The following is an 18,264-nucleotide window of genomic DNA, read 5'->3' as shown; positions in this document are numbered from 1 at the left end:
TACAAATATCATTTCATAGTTAGCAAGGCTATGTCCAGTCTAATTTGCTTTACATGTCGTTATTAGTTGGACAAAGGTATCCACAAAGAGTTGGAGAAATTGTACCGTTTCATTGTTATTGATTTTCCCGTCGTCATCTAATAGTGCTGCAACATTTGTCAAAAAAGCTTCCGGCTGCTGCACTACAGGTATATTTAAACACATAATGGATTGCCTTCATCATCACCAAAAGACTGACAGATTAGTCAGCTAAAGCTCCTTACTCGTTTGATTTATCCAGTTTATTCACCATTTTTCCTAGCCTCTAAAGCAGTTTTCAAAACATTATTTTAAAAAAGGGGTTTTCATATATATCTAATTAGATTATAATCTAATTAGCTTGGGAGGGATTATAATGCAATTAGATCGAATCGTAAACTTTCACAAAACAATTGGAGACAAAACTCGAATCCGCATTATTTGCTTATTAAAAGAAGGGCCTCTTCATGGTCAAGCAATTGCGGGAAAGCTAGGATTAAAGCCGCCAACAATTTCGCATCATTTAACAAAATTAAAACAGATTGATATTGTTTATCAACGGCGGGATAAGAACACAATTTATTTTTATTTAAACAAAGATAAGCTTGAACGAATGGCACTAGAGATTACTCGGATAGGAGATAATGAAATGTTCGAAAAATTTGATATAACAGAGGGAGAAAAAGCGAAGGTCATTCGAAACTTCATTGATGGTAATGGAAAATTAAAGGCGTTGCCTGCACAAAGAAAGAAGAAGCTGATTCTCTTAGAATATATGTTACGTGGCCTGGAACATGGAAAAACGTATAAAGAAAAAGAAATAAATGAGCATATACAGCAATATCATCAGGATTTCGCTACAATTAGACGTGAATTTGTAATGGCTCATTTTATGTATCGCCAAGATGGTATTTATGAACTTAATCCGGTTGAAATGTGGCCTGTATAATCAGGTCATATTTTTCGAATATCTAATTAGATGAGTGTCTATTTTGTTAGGGGGGATAGTTTGTATAATTTTCAAATATTGAAAAAGGAACCAAAATATCAAATTATATTTTGGAGTTCCGTATTAAATGGTATTGGGGGACGGTTCGCTCAAGTTGGTTCCTTTGCGCTGCTTTATCTATTAACGGAGTCCGGAGCTGCTTTAGGGTTACTGATGGCTTTGCTTGTTTTGCCAACAATTATATTCGCCCCCATTAGTGGATACCTGGCCGACCGTTTTTATAAGGCGAAGCTGTTGTTTTGGACAGACCTTTTAAGAGCTCCGTTCGCATTACTTCCAATCTGGGCAACGATGACAGAAGAACTGGGCTTGTTGTATCTTAGTACATTTATTATTGCAAGCGGGCAGGCAATATATAATCCGGTTCGATTTTCGATTATTCCCGATATCGTCGAAAAAAGAAATTTAGTTTCTGTGAATGGTTTGGAACAAAATATTGTAGGGATAACACTTGTTTTTGGCTCACTGCTTGGAGGTATAATCGCTTTTATATCCAATATGCATGTTTTATTTATCTTCCATGCGGCATTTCTTATGTTAGCAGCAATTTTAATATGGCGTTTGACAAAAAGTAATACGGCTAAGAGCTCAAAAATGGAAGTGGCAGAATCTTCGTTAAAAAAAAGCAGGTTTCTTATTGTAAGAGTTGCTTTATTACGGGTATTTTTAATGGTTATGCTGCTTATGCCGCTTGCAAATGGTGTGGATAATGTCATATTTAATTTAATTGCATTGGAGGTTTTTGATAAAGGAGATTTAGGCGTTGGTTTAATCTATTCAGCTCTGGGTATAGGTTTTGTCTTAAGTTCAACCATAGTTAAATGGATACGCAGAAAATATATTGCGATAGGTGTTGCGATGATTTTACTGGAAGGGGCAGGTCACATATTACTTAGTCAATCATTCTTTTTTATACAAGCTTTAGCGCTTGCCATTTTAATAACTTTTGTAGGCGGGATAAGCAATATTTGCTTTGATACTGTTTTGATGAAGATATTGCCTGCTTCTAAACGGGGATTTTTATTCGGTACTTTATCCATGTTTCAGAATAGTTCCATGGGCATCGCCATGATCGGCGCAGGGTTTTTAACGGAGTGGCTGCCTCCCCTGCAAACTTCTTTTCTCGTTGGCGTGACGTATATTGCATTTGCGTTAGCCTTCATGCTGGTGTTTAGAAGTGTAAACTTTCGTACTTCCATACGAAAATTAAAAAGATTAGATATCAAATAATGGAATCACTTTTAACAAGCCTGTCTTTGCTGGTAAAATAGGTAAAAGTAATCTTTTCATTTATTCTAAATTAGATTAAGGTGATTTCGTTGAGCAGAGAAGCGGTTTTAAATTATGCGAAAAGAAAATACGATATAGATCCAGATTATCCATGGGCTAAATTCCCAAAATACGCTGTGCTTCGGCACAAGAAAAATAATAAATGGTTTGGATTGCTGATGGATGTTGATAAAGAGAAGTTGAATATAGAAGGAGAAGAGGCTGTTGAAGTTTTAAATGTCAAATGCGACCCTGGATTAGCATCTATACTAAGAGAAGATAGCGGAATCTTACCAGCTTATCATATGAATAAAGAGCATTGGATAAGTATTGTATTAGACGGTACTCTTTCAAAGGATGAAATCTTTCAGCTTTTGGATACGAGCTATCATTTAACAAAATAGTAAAATATTTTGATGCAGCAGACAATCAATGTTTGCTGCATTTTTAAATAACAGAAATGAAATGAAAGAAACGTATGTTCTTTTTCTTGTAGAGGTGTTATGATAATAGAATGTAATTTACAAATAAAGGAGAAAAAGAGCATGACAGGGAAAACACATATCATGGCCGGCATCACTGTAACGACAGCTATTGTGGCAATAACGGATGCCTACCAGCCCGAATGGTTCATTGCAGCAGGAGCTGCCGGTGGATTACTTCCGGATATTTGCCATAGCGGCAGCAAAATCGGGCGGAGGTTTCCGGCGATTTCGAAAATTATCAATACAATCTTTGGACATCGGACGTTTACACACAGTTTATTATTTCTAGCTTTAGTGGCACTTATTTTATCGGAAGTAGTCAGTAACACCTCCATTACCGTGGGCCTCTTGATTGGTATGGCCACACATTTATTATTAGATGCCAGTACCAAACAGGGAATTAAGCTATTATATCCTGCTAGGATAACGGTTCGTTTTCCAATTACTGCGAGAACCGGCGGAAAGGCAGAAAATATTATCTTATTGCTGCTGACTGTGGTTACGCTCTACTATGCGAACCGTATGATCGGGATTTTTTAGAAGTAGATTCTTGCTAAGAACCATGGCAAAGAGGAGGGGAACATGGAAATTCAAATTACTAAAATAAAGAAAGAGAAAGCTTGGATGCTAAGACATGAGGTGATGTGGCCAAATGAGGATTTTGATTACATAAAATTAAAAGATGATGATGCAGGTATTCATTTTGGCCTTTTTAAAGAAAATATGCTGATTTCTGTTGTTTCACTGTTTGTAGATAAAGACGAAGCTCAATTTAGAAAATTTGCGACGCTGAAATCAGAACAAGGAAAAGGATATGGAAGTAGATTGCTAGAGGCAGTATTGGAGGAAGCAAAAACATACGATATAAAGAGAATTTGGTGTAATGCCAGAAAAAACAAGGAGAGTTTTTATCAAAGGTTTGGTCTTGTCCGGACATGCTCAAGCTTTGTGAAAAATGGCGAGTCCTACGTTATTATGGAGAAATATGTATAGTTCCCAAATCAGTTAAAGAAGCCGTCTGTACTGAACAGGTGGCTTCTTTAACTGAATACAATAATCAAAATAAAATAGAAGTTAACGATACATACAATAAAGGCATTCTATCTTTATACAGAAAACTATTCCTAGTGCATACTTTTCATTTCTTGGTTAAAAATAGAGACTATTACCATTGTTAGGAGATGAATCTGTATGAAAGAAAAGAAAGATCTAAACAAAAAGGAAAAACAGCTGGAATCCCATATAAGAGAGACACGTAATCAAGAGATGATTTCCAATGAAGGAAAAAAGATAGCGGATGATGAAAATTCATTGACCGCCGGCGACCGCGGACCGACTTTGCTTGAAGATTTTCTTGCCAGAGAAAAGATAGCACATTTTGATAGGGAAAGGATTCCAGAAAGGGTTGTTCATGCACGGGGGACGGGCGCTTATGGTGAATTTGAACTGTATGAATCTATGAGTGATGTATCGATGGCTGATTTCCTGCAGGATCCTTCTAAAAAAACACCGTTATTTGTGCGGTTTTCACAAGTAATTGGTTCACGGGGCTGTAATGAAACCGTTCGGGATGTGCGCGGATTTTCTATTAAATTCTATACAGATGACGGAAATTTTGATATAGTTGCTATCAATTTTCCTATCTTTTTCATTCAAGATGCAATTAAATTCCCTGATTTGATTCATTCTGTTAAACCGGAGCCAGATAACGAATATCCGCAAGGCCAAACGGCGCATGACACGTTTTGGGATTTTATGGGAAGCAACCCGGAGACAACCCATATGGCTATGTGGATTATGTCTGATCGTGCAATTCCTAAGAATTTCCGTACTATGGAAGGATTCGGTGTCCATACATTTCGTCTAGTTAACAAAGAAGGGGTCGCTCATTTTGTGAAGTTTCATATCAAGCCAATGCTGGGGGTTCATCCATTAATTTGGGACGAGGCACAAAAGCTGGGTGAGGATGCTGATTTTCACCGCAGAGATCTTTGGACAAATATCAAAATGGGAAATCATCCAGAATACGAGCTTGCGATACAGATTATTCCGGAAGATCAGGAATTTATGTTTGATTTTGATATTTTAGACCCGACGAAGTTCTGGCCAGAAGAGGAAGTTCCGCTTCAGAAGATAGGGAAAATAACGTTAAATAAAACGGTTGATAATGCCTTTTCGGAAACAGAGCAGAGTGCATTTCATCCAGGGAATATTGTCCGGGGAATTGATTACTCTAATGATCCGCTACTGCAAGGACGTTTATTCTCGTACACGGATACGCAACAGGCACGGGTTGGAGCGAATTACCAGCAGCTTCCGATCAATAAGCCGGTGTGTCCTGTTTTTAACAATCAGCGGGATGGTGCTTCACGTTATGTGATTGACCGCGGGAAAGTTTCTTATCACAAAAACATATTGGCAGATAATACACCAGCTGAAGTACCGCCGGAAAAGGGAGGTTTTGTAACCTATCCTTCGACGGTAGAAGGATTGAAGCTGCGTAAAACAGCAGATTTCTTCAAGGATCACTACTCACAGGCGAGGCTTTTCTGGAACAGCATGACGCCGGTGGAGCGGGAGCATATTATCGGTGCTTACAGCTTTGAACTTGGAAGATGTCTTCATGTACCTGTACGTCAGCAGATGGTTGACCGCTTGGCGAGGGTCAGTAAAGAACTCGCCGAAAAGGTTGCGATAAAAGTCGGGGTTACTGTACCGGATGTAGAAGAATCCAAGGTTACGAAATCATCACCAGCTGTAAGCTTGATGAATACGAAATTCGTGGCGAAAACGCTAAAAGTAGCTGTGTTTCTGGCGGAAGGCTTTCCTGGAAAGGAAGTGGACGCACTTTTGAAGCAGTGGAGAAAAGAAGGAATACATGTAGTGACTGTAAGCAACAACCTGGGTGAAGTAAAGAGCAGTGAAGGAATGACGTATGATGTCGACCAAAACTTCCTGACAGGGTCACCTTTAAGCTATGAGGGTGCCTACCTGGTTGGTGGAACTGGAGTGGATGACTATTTCCATCATCAGGCCCGTACCTTTATTATGAATATGTACAATCACTTCAAGCCAATAGGTGCGAGGGAAGAGAGTGCTCACTTATTGAAGGAAATGGGAATTGAAGGGATGCCGGGCGTTGTGATGGATACAGATTCTCAGTTTGGCCAGAAATTTATTGATGCAATGGCGAAGCAGCGCTTTTGGGAGCGACCAAGTTTTCTTTATAATGTGAATGGGATTAAAGGGAAATAAGTACATCTTTCCTTTCTATCTTTATAAATGTTGAAGATGAGATAAAAAATCAATATCTTCTGTCTGAATAAGGGGGCCTGTTAATTAAAGCGAAGTTTACTTGTTTAGGGGTCTTCTTTTTTTATTTACTCTACCAAGTAATCGGTGATTCGTTTTCAAAAGGTTCAGTTGATTCTCGTAAGCGCTTGACATCAAAGCTGCCCATGGTATACTAGGTGACATAGAGAGCGCTTTTTATAATCAAATCTTTATACAAAAAAACGAAATAATTTAAATATAATTTCTATATGATAGTAACGATTAGGATTGTTATAGCATGCTTCTGAGCTACACAAAACCTATTTACAAATATCTTTATTTGTAAATAGGTTTTTTTATATTCTGACATCAATAAAGATACAAAAATGTAAATTAATACAATATAGTGCAGGTAAGGAGGCCAATGAAATGAAAATAAGAAAAATCCTTAACAATAGTGCTGTTATTACAAGAGATAGTAATAATAAAGAGATTATTGTAATGGGAAAAGGGATTGCTTATAACAAAAAGAATGGTGATTCCATCGATCAGGATAAAGTTTATAAAACGTTTTCCGCTGACTCTCAGACAATTCACAGCCGAATAATTGAGATGATAGATGAGATTCCGGTAAAATACATTGATTTATCCGAACAGATTATTAATATCGCGAAGGAAAAGCTTGAAACTCCTTTAAATGACAGTATTTATATATCTTTAACGGATCATATTTATACGAGTATTCAAAGATATCATGAAGGGATCCCCTTGAAAAATAAATTACAATGGGAGATCAAACATTTTTATCAAAAGGAGTTTGAAATTGGACAAGAGGCTGTGATGCTGATAAAAAACGAAACGGGCATTTCGATGCTGGAGGATGAAGCGGGTTTTATTGCTGTCCATATTGTCAGTGCTGAATTAGATGGAGAGGTGCATAATTCCTATCAAATAACAAACTTTATTCAACAGATTACCCATATCGTTAAATATTATTTTTCCATCGAATTTGACGTGGAATCGCTTGCATATCATCGTTTTGTTACACATTTAAAGTTTTTTGGTCACCGTATTTTTTTACAAAATAATAAAAAAGAAAATCCGCTGGATAATGATTTATTAGAAATTATTAAAGAAAAATATGTGCAGCCTTATCTATGTTCCTTGAAGATAAAAGAATATGTGGAACAAAAATATGATTATATTCTGGATAATGACGAACTATTGTATCTAACCATTCATATAGCAAAAATAATAAAGCAATAGCTTCAATAATAACCTTTAAGGCGGTGATTGATGAACGATAGCTCTGGCAGAGGATGGTGACATTAAGTTGGCTAAACCTTCATTAATACATTTAAAAATGGAGGAGAAAGCATGAAAAATGAAAAATTAGTAAATCAAATTATAAAGGCAGTAGGGGGAAAGAACAATATAAATAATGTCGTTCATTGTGCTACCCGTTTACGGTTTACTTTGAAGGACGATTCCAAAGCGGATGATGAAGAAATTAAATCCATAAAAGAAGTATTGTCCCTGGTTAAAAAAGGAGGACAATACCAATTAGTCATTGGAAATAATGTGGATCGTGTCTATAATGATTTAGCAAAAGTAATCGGTATCGGTTCGGGCGACAATGGCAAGAAAAATGATGATAGGTCCGTTTTTGATAAAGTTATCGGCACAATTACTGGATCGATAGCGCCGATAATTCCGTTACTTGCCGGCTGCGGTATGGGAAAAGTATTATTGCTTGTACTAACGATGCTTGGCTGGTTAACAACAGAATCGGATACGTATATTGTCTTAAACTTAATGTTTGATACAGGGTTCTACTTCATGCCCGCATTTATCGGTTTTTCTGCGGCTAAAATTTTTGGGGCCAACCAGTACTTAGGTGCGTTTCTTGGTCTGGTGATGGTGCATCCTGATTGGATGGCTTTAGTGTCAGAAGGAGATCCTGTTACATTTTTAGGTATTGGTGTTTCCTTAGTTAAATATTCAGCAACATTGGTTCCGGCCCTGCTTGCTGTATGGATTATGTCTTATGTAGAACGATTTGTTAAAAAAATAGTGCCTGAGATGATTAAAGTATTCGCAGAACCGTTGCTGGTAGCTTTAATCAGCGTACCTTTAGCACTAATTATTGTCGGTCCGGTCGGCGATTTCATTTCTTCTTTAATTGCCCAAGGAAGCATGTTTGTTTATAATCATGGCGGCATTATTGCTATTCCATTATTGGCAATGGTATATCCTTGGTTAGTGTCTATCGGTATTCATAAGGCATTAAGTCCAATTAGTATTGATCTTGTAGCGACCAGAGGATTCGACCCAATTATTCGTGTTGTTGCCCTTTGTTCCAATATGGCTCAGGCTTCTGCTTCCCTTGCCGTATCCATTAAAAGTAAAAATACTCAATTGAAATCTTTGGCGTTTTCTTCAAGTATGGCGGCTTTCTTAGGTGGAATTACAGAGCCTGCTTTATATGGGGTTAACCTAAAATTGAAAAAGCCTATGTATGCATGTATGATCGGTGGTGCAGCAGCAGGGTTGTTTGCAGGTATCATGAAACTCAAAGCTTTTATTTATGTTACTCCAGGTCTTTTAAGTTTACCTATGTGGATTTCAGAAGAGGAAAACAATATTCTGCTGGCTATTTTTACACTGATTATATCAGCAGTTGTAACCTTTATAGCAACATTTGTTATCGGATTTAATGATCCGGTTGAAGAAAAGTCCCAAGAATCAAATATGGTTAAAAATGATGAAGCTGCTAAAAAACATACCAAATTAAAAAGTCCTTTAGATGGTGAATTGATTCCATTGGAAAATGTTAATGATGAGACTTTTTCCAGTGGCATTATGGGAAAAGGCATTGCAATTAAACCGGAAAACGGGAAATTATATGCCCCTTGTGATGGTGTAGTAAGTGCAGCATTCAGCAGCGGCCATGCCGTTGGCTTAACCACGGATGATGGCGTAGAGATACTGGTTCATATAGGAATCGACACCGTTTCATTGGAAGGAAAGTATTTCCATTCATCTGTTGAAAAAGGACAGGTTATTAAAAAAGGGGACTTACTTATAGAATTCGATATAGACCAAATAGTGAAGGCTGGATATGAAACAACAACGATTGTCATTATTACAAATAGCGATGATTATTTAGATGTTGTTCCTGTAAATAAAAAGAATGTCAAAGCAGCAGATGATTTATTAGCAATAATTTGAAAGGGGAAGAGTTAAATGATTTATGCAGATTTACATGTTCATACCAACCATAGTGATGGAGTATGTGAAATAAAGGATGTTTTAGATAGAGCGAAAGAAAAAAATATAAAAGCACTTGCTATCACTGACCATGATACAGTCGATCATTGGGCAGAGGTTAAGCAATATTCTGAGGAATTAGGCATAGAGGCGATTCGCGGTGTGGAAATGAGCTGCTATGATTTTGATGTATATAAAAAAGTACATGTGCTCGGCTTATGGATTGAAAAAACAGATCATATTGAAAAATTGTGTACAAAAACCTTACAGGCACGCGATAATTATCATAAAGAACTCATCGAAGAGTTGAAGCAGAAAAATTACTATATCACCTATGCAGATGCCAAAAAGTATTCTAAATATAATATTGTTTTTAAAATGCATCTTTACCAGGCTTTAAAGGAAAAATATTCGGATGATATGAATCCTGAAAAATATAAACAGTTATTTGCTTCCAAAACCTCTATTGAAACAGATATGAAAATGGAATATATAGATGTTAAAAAAGGCATTGAAGCTATTCAAAAAGATGGTGGTATTGCAGTGCTGGCTCATCCTTGTGTATACGATAATTATGACGAAATTGAAAAGTATGTGAATTTTGGGTTGCAGGGAATAGAAATTAATCATTCAAAAATGAAAGCAATTGATTATAAATTGACAGAAGAATTTGCTTCCAAATTCAATTTGTATCGAAGCGGTGGAAGTGATTTTCACGATCCAGAATTGCTTCAGTTTGGTAATAATGGCTTGACGGAAGAGCAGTTCATAGAATTGAAGCGTAATGCTGGTAAATAGAAGATTTAAGTGAAAAAAAGGCAGCATGTACTCTGATTTAATTGGGTGCGTGCTGTCCTTTTTTAAACGTTCGGGATGTATCTTCACATAGACATTTGAGTTGTTTTATTTAAGCTTTTGACCAAAACAAATCTCAAGCTTGTTTATGATGTTGAAATATATCAATGGTTGCCTTCATAGCTGACTCATTCCTTCTGCTTTCTTTAAATAGGAGGAATATGGATTGAGAAGGAATAGAAACTTTACTTTTGAATTCTATTTGCTCCAGACAATCTGCATAATCAGATTGATTCACTTCCGTATCAGACAAAAATCCAATCCCTTTTAAATCAATAATAAATTGAATGGCTAAATCACTATGTCCCACTTCCATCCTAGGTTTGGCTCTTTGCTCGTTCTCATTTTCCATCCATGATTGAAACGAACGCCCCCAGTTCAGATAAATCCAAGTCTGATTAGCTAATTCTTGGAATCCTGCGGGCTTACTTATGTTCAAATCCTTATGCTTATGCAAATGAAAGGTATCTTGTTGAATCAGTATGGAAGAGATTTCCTTGCGCATCGGCTTATTATAAACAATACCAAAGTCTGTTGATCCATCTAAAACATGCTGAATGACAAAAGAGGAATGATCTGTTCGCAAATGGATGTGTGCCGGCTGATGCACTTGATGTAATTCTTTGATGATTTTCGTATTCATTTTTCTCCAAAGTGAATAAGCAGCAGAAATTGTGATTTGAAAGCTTTCCTCTAACTCCTCTTCAGCAATCTTTTTCGTCTGTTCCCATAAATCCATTTGACGCTGCAGCAGAGGCAGCAGTTTATAACCAATGGCAGTCAGTTCGATATTACCTTTATGTCTCACTAATAACTTTTGTCCATAGAATGCTTCTGTCTGCTGAATACGTGCTGTCACTGTGGATTGCGTCACATGAAGGACTTCTGCTGTTTTGGTGAAGTTTTTTAATTCAACGACTGTTAAGAAGGTCCTTATTTGCTCATAATGCATTTTTCTTCCTCCTATCGAAAAAGTCAATAGTAACTATTTAATTATTCGTTTTGTCTATTATACTATCTTGCTTTTATAATATAAACAAAGGAGGGAGAAGCATGGCAGTGAAAGAAATTCTATTATTGGGAACTCCGAAATTACATGAAATCAGCTCTTTGGTGGCAGAAGAGGAAATGGATGAATTGTTGCCTGCTGTCCAGGGTCTTCACGATACATTGTTGGATTTTAAATCAAAATATGATGCAGGGCGTGCCATTGCGGCACCTCAAATCGGAGTTTTTAAAAGAATGATTTACATGTATATTGACAAACCGTTTGTATTTATCAATCCGGAATTAGTGATTACCAATCATGAAAAAATGGAGGTGTGGGATGATTGCATGAGCTTTCCGGACCTGCTTGTCAAAGTACAAAAATATAAGGCGTGTACGATTCATTATCGGGATATCGATTGGAAGAAACAGAGTATGGAGCTGACGGATGATTTATCAGAGCTGCTTCAGCATGAATATGACCACTTAGACGGTATCCTGGCAACTTCAAGAGCTGTTGATAATCAATCCTTTGCTCTGAGTTCCCAAAGAAGCAATATAGATAAGGAGGAGGGCCGATGAAAAAGAAGATTGGGATAATCGGCGGTATAAGTGCTGCATCAACAATTCATTACTATAAGAGGCTGACAGATTTATATTATGAAAAGTATCAGGATTATTATTATCCCGAAATTCTGATTCATAGTCTGGATTTTCAGTATTTCACAGACTTAGAGAACGAGCATCGAAAAGAAGAGTACATAGATTATATCTTCCGGAAAATAAATGGGTTGGAACGAGCCGGGGCTGAGGTAGTGATAATGGCTGCCAATTCTCCTCACTCTGTATTTAAAGAAATAGAACAACTTGTTAATGTGCCTATGATCAGCATTGTTGAATCAACAGCTTTAAAAGCAATGGAGAAAAAATATGCCAAATTGCTTTTAACGGGCATTAAATACACCATGCAATCTACCTTTTATCAGGACATATTTAAACAATATGGGCTGGAAGTCATTACGCCGAATGAACAGCATCAAAACGAAATCAATTCCTTTATTTTTGATGAGTTGGTTATACAGCATTTTTCCAACCAGACGAAAAGCCGTTTTATTGAAATAATTAATAATTATGATGTGGATGCTGTTATACTTGGTTGTACAGAATTACCATTACTTTTGTCGAGTGATGATTGTGATCTACCGCTTTTGGATACAGTTTCTTTACATGTTCAAAAAATACTAGATTATAGTGTAGAGTGAAGAAAATTGTTGATTGCAGGAAATAAAAAATAACTTGGAGGGACTATATATGACACAGCGGATGAACTTTTTTGAGCTTGCACCTGAGGCAGTGGGGATGATGAGGGAGATTGAAAAGTACACGAGAAAAAATAACATTGACCGTAAACTCCAGGAGCTAATTAAAATCCGGGTATCACAAATAAATGGCTGTGCATTTTGTTTGAATATGCATACAATAGAAGCCCGGAAGATAGGGGAAACAGAACAGCGATTATATTGTGTCAGTGCCTGGAGGGATTGTACTTTTTATTCTGAAAAAGAAAAGGTTGCTTTAGAGTTAGCGGAACAAATTACGCTTATTTCAAAAAATGATGTATCGGATGATTTATTTGATCGTGTTCGAATACATTATACGGAGAAGGAATATCTGGACTTAATTGTGTTGATTAATCAAATTAATAGCTGGAACCGGCTTTCTATTGCAACAGGGGCGATGGCAGAGTGATTAAGATAGCGTTGGATAATTTGGTGAGTAGTAAATTGTTAATATTTCTTTGCATGGTAACTTTGTTTCCTAGTTATTATTTCAATTTATAAATGCTGATATAGATTTCATAATAAATGCTAGGGTAGAAAAATAATTCTCGAGGAGGTTAGATAAATGAGTAAACCTGTCATTCGAACTTACAAGGATTCAAATGATTTAAAACGGATGCAGAAACTCACACAAGCTATATGGCCACTGGAACCTAATTACCATATAGGCGATCTGGCTTGGCAACGCTACCGACATGCTGGGCGCGAGGATGATTGGGATACTGCAATTTGGGAATTGGATGGGAATCCCGTTGCTTGGGGATGGATTCAAAAACCTGGTGAGTTAATATGTCAAGTTCATCCTGATTTTCCTGAAGTGGCCAGGGATGTTATTGACTGGTTTAATAAAATAACTAAAACCAATGAGCAAAAAGTGATTGTCCTGGAAACGGAATCGCATCTTATTTCTGCCTTAGAAGGTTCTTTATTCACCCCATTAGCAGAAAATCCAGAAGTCCTTACAAAAATTTCATTGGATAGTTGTTCCTTTCCTGTTCAATTACCAGATAAATTTAAGGGTCGCCATATCAAGGGTTCTGAGGATTTAACAAATCGTGTAGCAGTGCATAGGGCTGCATTTGATAAAACCAGAGTCATAGAAGAAAGTTACTTGAACGTTATGAATACCTATCCTTATGATCCTTCGCTTGATTGGGTAATAGAATCTCCAAATGGTGAGTTCGTCGCATCTTGTTTAATTTGGTATGATGAAGTTAACAAGGTGGGGTTACTGGAACCTGTTGGAACGAATCCGGAATTTAGGAGAATGGGGTTGGCGAGTTCAGTCAGCAAGCTTGCCCTCAATGCGTTGAGTGAAAAGGGGGCAAAAACAGCGGTTGTTGTTTGTACCTCCCCAGATGCATGTGAGCTTTACAAGTCCATCGGTTTTGAACAATTCGCTCAAACAAAATCATTTCATCGTTTAAAATAGAGCCAGATTGGACACCCTTTATACCTGCAATTATGATATGGTATATATCATAATAAAAAGCCCCTATGTTCAATCAAGGTATAACTTAAACGTAAGGGCTTTGTTCATTTCCAAAGATTTTGGGTTTTACATAAGAATCCCCTGTACAACAAACCCAAGCACCAACCCTAAGAAAATAGAAGACAACGTACCTAGCAGGAAATACTCTGCCCAGTTCCGGTCATCTAACTGTTTGAACCGTGCAATCGATTTGGCCGCAATAATAAAAGCAATTGACGGATATGCACCAACCGCTGTTAATATAACCACAAGCAGCCTTTCCAGATAACCGATAAGTTTTCCATGCGAACGAAGCGGGGTGGAGTAGGTGAAATAATGGTATTCCTCTGTGAAACGATTATCTGCTTCTGCCCGGATTTTTTCCTTTCCGGCAGCGATTTGATTTTTTAATGTCAGCTCGGCTTCAAAATTAGCAAATTCAGATGGCAGGGAACCGATAATGAATTTTACGATATGACCGCAGACACTTGTTGCTAAAATATAAATGATAATTATAAATAATAAAGTATGGAATGGATTTAAACTGCTTGTCCCATGCAACAAGTCAAAAAGCTCTGCTGTCATTGCTGCAGCTGTCATATGGAAGAAAAGGATACAGGCTATGAGTATCATGATGACATGCAAGGCTTGATCTGATAGAAAGTATCCAAGTCTTTTTATATTATCCGTTGGGCTTTTCGGAATGGAATCTACTAATTTTATTTTTAACAAATCAATCACAAGATGCGTGAGGATAATAAAGGCAAAGGGCAGGATAAAATAGTAGATTATATGTTGAAATTCATATTGGTATCCCCATATGATTGCGAGCACAATGCCTGTTGTCATCAGATGGTGAAGGATATGCTTTTTCAAATGTTTTATTTTATTTTGCACCATCTGATCCGTTTGCAGCCAAAAATCAGCAATCAGATGCGCAAGTAACAGCAATAATATAGTCATGACAAACTCCTTTCTTCAGGAAAATAATCATTTAGATGCGTCCTTATATTTTGTCTGATATTTTCCTGCAGTTTATCCGTCTGAGCCTGCCAATCTTGTACACCTAATGAATCCAGCACCTTTACAATGTTATAAAAAGCATTCAAAATAAGATGCGTTTTTCCTTGTTTCATATGATGGGATATCGTAGCTGTTGTTCTTCCAAGATATTCACTTACTTTATTCTGTTGACCGAGTATGGCATATAAAGAACAGACGAGAGACTGTATTTCGGTTTGTTCATTTATTTGCTCCTGCTTTAAAGTTAAACTGGTATTTATTAAGGCTTCGAACTGCTGACTGAAAACAGTAAAGCTCTGTCCATCTGATAAAGGAGGTAATTCAAAGTGAAACAGTAATCTGTTCGTCTGTTTTTTTAAATGATTATTGGCATTTCTAGCTTGTTTCATTAAGGGGTGAATCCAGGTTTCTATGTTTATTTCGCTGATATCCTCTTGAATATCACCAAATGATAACCCGAAATAGGGCTTATGATCGGGAAACCGCCAAATACGGCTTAGATAGAAAGCAAGTGTATAAGCCGAAGCATAACCGCTGCTTACAACCACCAATTCATCACCAGCGCGGTGGCTGACCTTTGTGACAGCTGTATTCTCTGTCCATTCGGTAATGTAGTTTTTTAATTGCTCCAGGTATTCGCTTAATTCATTTCCGATATTTTCTTTTGATGAATTACTTATATCCATAATGAAGATAGAGACTTCATTTGCCATGAAGAAACAGCTCCTTCCTTATCGAATGTAGTAATAAGTTTGATTATATAATCGAATATAACAAAAATTAGATGAAATAGTCAAACTTTATTGAGATTAGATGATTTAGACTAATATAGTAGAAATAAAGAGATTTTTTTATTTACAGTTGAAAAAAGCGGGTGATAATACATTATATTTTGCATCATCACCCGCTTTTATTTAATTCTATTTCAAAGTGCTTTTTTTATACTGAATGAAAAAACTAATATACCCGATCTCCATCCGGCTCTTCATCTAAAATATGATGCGCAAACCAATCCAGATTTTGTTTAAGAATAGCGCGGTGGATGCCCGGCTTGTCTGAACCATGCAGCATGTCTTTGAAGATGACCAGCTCTGTTTCTACACCGACATCCTTCAAGCCGCGATATAGTTCATAGGCATTTGGAACAGGAACCCGGGGATCCTTTTCACCGTGCTGAATCAAGGTTGGTGTTGAAGCATTATTAATATAAGTCATAGGCGAGGTCTTTCGATAGATTTCTTCGTCATTCCATGGCGTATCTCCTAAATAGTAGCGTGTAAAATGAGTAATATCCGTATTGACATAGTAGGTCATCCAGTTGGAAATACCGGCTCCGACCGAAACGGCTTTAAACCGGTCGCTGTATGTTGCACAAAAAGCAGATATATAGCCGCCCTGGCTCCAGCCCAGGATGCCGACTTTTTCCGGATCTGCTACCTTGCTGTCAACCAAAAAATCGACTCCGGAAATAATATCTTGATAGTCTCCCAGCCCCAGCTTCCGGAAATTTGCCGAGCGAAAGGCTTCTCCGTAGCCGGCGCTGCCCCTGTAGTTAGGCTCCAGAACAACAAACCCTTTCTCTATAAATTGTTCGATTGGCTGATATCTATTTGTGGTCGGGGTTGCTAATGATATGCCTGTTGGGCCGCCATGAACGGCAAGTACAAGCGGATAGGTCTTCGAATCATCGTAATCAGCCGGTTTTGATAATATGCCTTCAATTTCCAATCCATCTTCTGTTTTCCAGGAAATAATTTCTTTTTTACTTTTCGTTTTTCCTTCGTAAAGCTTATATTGCTTGGTCAGCTGTTTATTATCAAGATATACTTCAGCAGCTGCTTGTGAAGTTGCCTTAACATATGCAGCATGCTTGCCATCCGTCGTAATAGCCGGGTAAGTCACCACTATGTCAGATGAATCAAAAAGCGGTGTCAATGTGCCATCTTCTGCGATAAGCCCGGTCATGTAATTGGTCCGTTCCAGCCAGGTAATGTGGATACCATTTTTAGTCCAGCGAACAGGAGAAATATTTTCATCGATGTTCAATGGAAGCTGTTTGACTTGTTTGACTTTTAAATCATAGATTTCCAGCATAACGTTTGCGTATATTTTTTTCTGTGTAAGGCGGCTATAGCAAATTTTTGACCCATCATAGGAAAATAGAACAGGTCCCGCTTGTAAAGGGCTGATATCTAATTTTACAAATTCATTGGTTTCCAGGTCCAACAAATAAGTTTCCTGGCTTAACAGGTCAGTGAATCTGGGAGTAGGGGCAGAGCTAAAGACAATTTTCCGGCTGTCTGGTGAAATATCAAAATAATAAATATACCTATCCAGCGATTCCGTCAATGGTGTAATTGCCTTATCTTTGTTATCTTCACCGTTTTCATCTGCCGCTTCCCTTAAGTCCTTTGGCAGCATGTCCAGCACTTTGGCATGTTGTTTCCCTTTATCAAGATCCAGAAAGTACAATGCATTATAATGAAAATCTTGATCCACATAGGAAAATTCTCCGTACATGTCACTGCGGCTTTTCAGTTTATCCGGTTCAGGGCGCTTTGCGGTGAAGAAAAGGCCTTTACCGTCTGGAGCCCATTTAAAATAATCAATATTATGTTCGGCATGAGAAATCTGTATTGCTGCTGTTTCCTCGTCAGTTTGGATAAAAATCTGCTTTGTTTTTTTGTCGCCTTCACCAGCTGTGCTGAGAAAAGCAAGGGTTTGCCCATCCGGTGACCAGCAAGGCTGCGTACTTTCATTTTCACCTATTGTTAAGGGATAATTTTTATCGGTATGTTTGTCATAAATCCAGACATGCTGAGGGTATGTATTATTGTCCCAGTCCGTTGTGCTTTTTACATAAGCTACACGCCGTCCATCCTCGCTGATGGCAACATCCTGGAATGTTGGTAAAGCTATTATTTCTTCTATTGTTAAATAATTTGCATGGTTATTGGGCATAAGTATACTCCTTTCAGATTATCGTTTAATAGTTTTACTTTTGATTTGATAATTCTCTGCGGTTTCAGTTTGCTGTAAAAGATTTTCGGTAGATTTCCTGTGACCATGCTTAAAACTTCTCAAGATGATATATTTTGGGGACCATTCTGACTTTTATTAAGCTGATATAATTTTTGAACTATAGCTTATCGGAATTTGTTTTTTGCAAATCAAAAATCCGGTTGTACTAAAATAGTTTTTGTATCATTAATCACCTCGTTTTGAAAAGGGTTTCAATATATTTATAATAATCCTATTATTTTA

At 37.3% G+C, this 18,264-nt stretch carries 18 protein-coding genes; 13 read left to right on the top strand and 5 right to left on the bottom strand.

Annotated features, from left to right (window positions below; all coding sequences use genetic code 11):
• Window positions 1–39 precede the first annotated feature (39 nt).
• The gene (locus MKY30_RS19075; RefSeq protein ID WP_341085106.1) at window positions 40–204 is read right to left on the bottom strand and encodes a hypothetical protein; all 165 of its coding nucleotides are present in this window, start codon (window positions 202–204) and stop codon (window positions 40–42) included.
• Between the two features lie 190 nt (window positions 205–394).
• Between MKY30_RS19075 and MKY30_RS19070 the strand changes: the two genes are divergently transcribed.
• The 9 genes from MKY30_RS19070 (at window position 395) to MKY30_RS19030 (ending at window position 10,122) form a co-directional block, all read left to right on the top strand.
• Complete coding sequence (locus MKY30_RS19070; RefSeq protein ID WP_341085105.1) at window positions 395–967, top strand: DUF2087 domain-containing protein; 573 nt, start codon at window positions 395–397, stop codon at window positions 965–967.
• A gap of 60 nt (window positions 968–1,027) precedes the next feature.
• Window positions 1,028–2,257 carry an MFS transporter gene (locus MKY30_RS19065; protein ID WP_341085104.1) on the top strand — a complete coding sequence of 410 codons (1,230 nt, stop codon included), beginning with the start codon at window positions 1,028–1,030 and terminating at the stop codon, window positions 2,255–2,257.
• A gap of 80 nt (window positions 2,258–2,337) precedes the next feature.
• Entirely contained in the window at window positions 2,338–2,700 is a 363-nt protein-coding gene (locus tag MKY30_RS19060; RefSeq protein ID WP_147212065.1) for an MmcQ/YjbR family DNA-binding protein, read from the top strand.
• Between the two features lie 141 nt (window positions 2,701–2,841).
• The gene (locus tag MKY30_RS19055; protein ID WP_147212066.1) at window positions 2,842–3,321 is read left to right on the top strand and encodes a metal-dependent hydrolase; all 480 of its coding nucleotides are present in this window, start codon (window positions 2,842–2,844) and stop codon (window positions 3,319–3,321) included.
• 48 nt (window positions 3,322–3,369) lie between these two features.
• Window positions 3,370–3,774, top strand: a complete 405-nt coding sequence (locus MKY30_RS19050; protein WP_147212127.1) for a GNAT family N-acetyltransferase — start codon at window positions 3,370–3,372, stop codon at window positions 3,772–3,774.
• Between the two features lie 198 nt (window positions 3,775–3,972).
• A complete protein-coding gene (locus MKY30_RS19045) occupies window positions 3,973–6,036 on the top strand; it encodes a catalase (RefSeq protein ID WP_147212067.1) in 2,064 nt (687 codons plus the stop codon).
• A gap of 447 nt (window positions 6,037–6,483) precedes the next feature.
• Window positions 6,484–7,320 carry a BglG family transcription antiterminator LicT gene (licT, locus tag MKY30_RS19040; RefSeq protein WP_077602913.1) on the top strand — a complete coding sequence of 279 codons (837 nt, stop codon included), beginning with the start codon at window positions 6,484–6,486 and terminating at the stop codon, window positions 7,318–7,320.
• A gap of 111 nt (window positions 7,321–7,431) precedes the next feature.
• Entirely contained in the window at window positions 7,432–9,285 is a 1,854-nt protein-coding gene (locus MKY30_RS19035) for a PTS beta-glucoside transporter subunit IIBCA (protein WP_341085103.1), read from the top strand.
• Window positions 9,286–9,300: 15 nt separating this feature from the next.
• Window positions 9,301–10,122: a PHP domain-containing protein gene (locus MKY30_RS19030; RefSeq protein WP_147212069.1), complete on the top strand. Its 822-nt coding sequence runs from the start codon at window positions 9,301–9,303 to the stop codon at window positions 10,120–10,122.
• Between the two features lie 133 nt (window positions 10,123–10,255).
• Here MKY30_RS19030 and MKY30_RS19025 read toward each other — a convergent pair whose 3' ends face one another.
• Window positions 10,256–11,131, bottom strand: coding sequence for a LysR family transcriptional regulator (locus tag MKY30_RS19025; RefSeq protein ID WP_341085102.1), 876 nt, complete (start codon window positions 11,129–11,131; stop codon window positions 10,256–10,258).
• A gap of 101 nt (window positions 11,132–11,232) precedes the next feature.
• On the opposite strand from MKY30_RS19025, the gene MKY30_RS19020 reads away from it, so the two are divergent.
• The 4 genes from MKY30_RS19020 (at window position 11,233) to MKY30_RS19005 (ending at window position 13,938) form a co-directional block, all read left to right on the top strand.
• Entirely contained in the window at window positions 11,233–11,748 is a 516-nt protein-coding gene (locus tag MKY30_RS19020; protein WP_341085101.1) for a peptide deformylase, read from the top strand.
• Entirely contained in the window at window positions 11,745–12,428 is a 684-nt protein-coding gene (locus tag MKY30_RS19015) for an aspartate/glutamate racemase family protein (RefSeq protein WP_341085100.1), read from the top strand. The genes MKY30_RS19020 and MKY30_RS19015 overlap by 4 nt, the downstream gene beginning before the upstream one ends.
• A gap of 49 nt (window positions 12,429–12,477) precedes the next feature.
• A complete protein-coding gene (locus tag MKY30_RS19010) occupies window positions 12,478–12,915 on the top strand; it encodes a carboxymuconolactone decarboxylase family protein (protein ID WP_156985288.1) in 438 nt (145 codons plus the stop codon).
• A 156-nt stretch (window positions 12,916–13,071) separates the two neighbouring features.
• Window positions 13,072–13,938, top strand: coding sequence for a GNAT family N-acetyltransferase (locus MKY30_RS19005; protein ID WP_341085098.1), 867 nt, complete (start codon window positions 13,072–13,074; stop codon window positions 13,936–13,938).
• Between the two features lie 126 nt (window positions 13,939–14,064).
• On the opposite strand, the gene MKY30_RS19000 is transcribed toward MKY30_RS19005, so the two are convergent.
• The 3 genes from MKY30_RS19000 to MKY30_RS18990 form a co-directional block, all read right to left on the bottom strand.
• Window positions 14,065–14,940: a DUF3307 domain-containing protein gene (locus tag MKY30_RS19000; RefSeq protein ID WP_156985290.1), complete on the bottom strand. Its 876-nt coding sequence runs from the start codon at window positions 14,938–14,940 to the stop codon at window positions 14,065–14,067.
• On the bottom strand, window positions 14,937–15,713 hold the full coding sequence (locus tag MKY30_RS18995; RefSeq protein WP_156985291.1) for a hypothetical protein: 777 nt from the start codon (window positions 15,711–15,713) through the stop codon (window positions 14,937–14,939). The genes MKY30_RS19000 and MKY30_RS18995 overlap by 4 nt, the downstream gene beginning before the upstream one ends.
• Before the next feature lie 244 nt (window positions 15,714–15,957).
• Window positions 15,958–17,961, bottom strand: a complete 2,004-nt coding sequence (locus MKY30_RS18990; protein ID WP_147212077.1) for a S9 family peptidase — start codon at window positions 17,959–17,961, stop codon at window positions 15,958–15,960.
• Between the last annotated feature and the right edge of the window lie 303 nt (window positions 17,962–18,264).

Source organism: Oceanobacillus sp. FSL W8-0428, from assembly GCF_038004405.1.
Classification (GTDB): Bacteria; Bacillota; Bacilli; order Bacillales; family Amphibacillaceae; genus Oceanobacillus; species Oceanobacillus sojae.
The sequence above is the reverse complement of the archived record's forward strand: the minus strand, read 5'-3'. Positions and strand labels throughout refer to the sequence as shown.

Bases quoted from the DNA above. Each gene is read 5' to 3' on its own strand.
- MKY30_RS19075 (WP_341085106.1), bottom strand. From the start codon at position 204: ATGTGTTTAAATATACCTGTAGTGCAGCAGCCGGAAGCTTTTTTGACA.
- MKY30_RS19070 (WP_341085105.1), top strand. From the start codon at position 395: ATGCAATTAGATCGAATCGTAAACTTTCACAAAACAATTGGAGACAAA.
- MKY30_RS19055 (WP_147212066.1), top strand. From the start codon at position 2,842: ATGACAGGGAAAACACATATCATGGCCGGCATCACTGTAACGACAGCT.
- MKY30_RS19045 (WP_147212067.1), top strand. From the start codon at position 3,973: ATGAAAGAAAAGAAAGATCTAAACAAAAAGGAAAAACAGCTGGAATCC.
- licT (WP_077602913.1), top strand. From the start codon at position 6,484: ATGAAAATAAGAAAAATCCTTAACAATAGTGCTGTTATTACAAGAGAT.
- MKY30_RS19035 (WP_341085103.1), top strand. From the start codon at position 7,432: ATGAAAAATGAAAAATTAGTAAATCAAATTATAAAGGCAGTAGGGGGA.
- MKY30_RS19030 (WP_147212069.1), top strand. From the start codon at position 9,301: ATGATTTATGCAGATTTACATGTTCATACCAACCATAGTGATGGAGTA.
- MKY30_RS19025 (WP_341085102.1), bottom strand. From the start codon at position 11,131: ATGCATTATGAGCAAATAAGGACCTTCTTAACAGTCGTTGAATTAAAA.
- MKY30_RS19020 (WP_341085101.1), top strand. From the start codon at position 11,233: ATGGCAGTGAAAGAAATTCTATTATTGGGAACTCCGAAATTACATGAA.
- MKY30_RS19015 (WP_341085100.1), top strand. From the start codon at position 11,745: ATGAAAAAGAAGATTGGGATAATCGGCGGTATAAGTGCTGCATCAACA.
- MKY30_RS19010 (WP_156985288.1), top strand. From the start codon at position 12,478: ATGACACAGCGGATGAACTTTTTTGAGCTTGCACCTGAGGCAGTGGGG.
- MKY30_RS19005 (WP_341085098.1), top strand. From the start codon at position 13,072: ATGAGTAAACCTGTCATTCGAACTTACAAGGATTCAAATGATTTAAAA.
- MKY30_RS19000 (WP_156985290.1), bottom strand. From the start codon at position 14,940: ATGACTATATTATTGCTGTTACTTGCGCATCTGATTGCTGATTTTTGG.
- MKY30_RS18995 (WP_156985291.1), bottom strand. From the start codon at position 15,713: ATGGCAAATGAAGTCTCTATCTTCATTATGGATATAAGTAATTCATCA.
- MKY30_RS18990 (WP_147212077.1), bottom strand. From the start codon at position 17,961: ATGCCCAATAACCATGCAAATTATTTAACAATAGAAGAAATAATAGCT.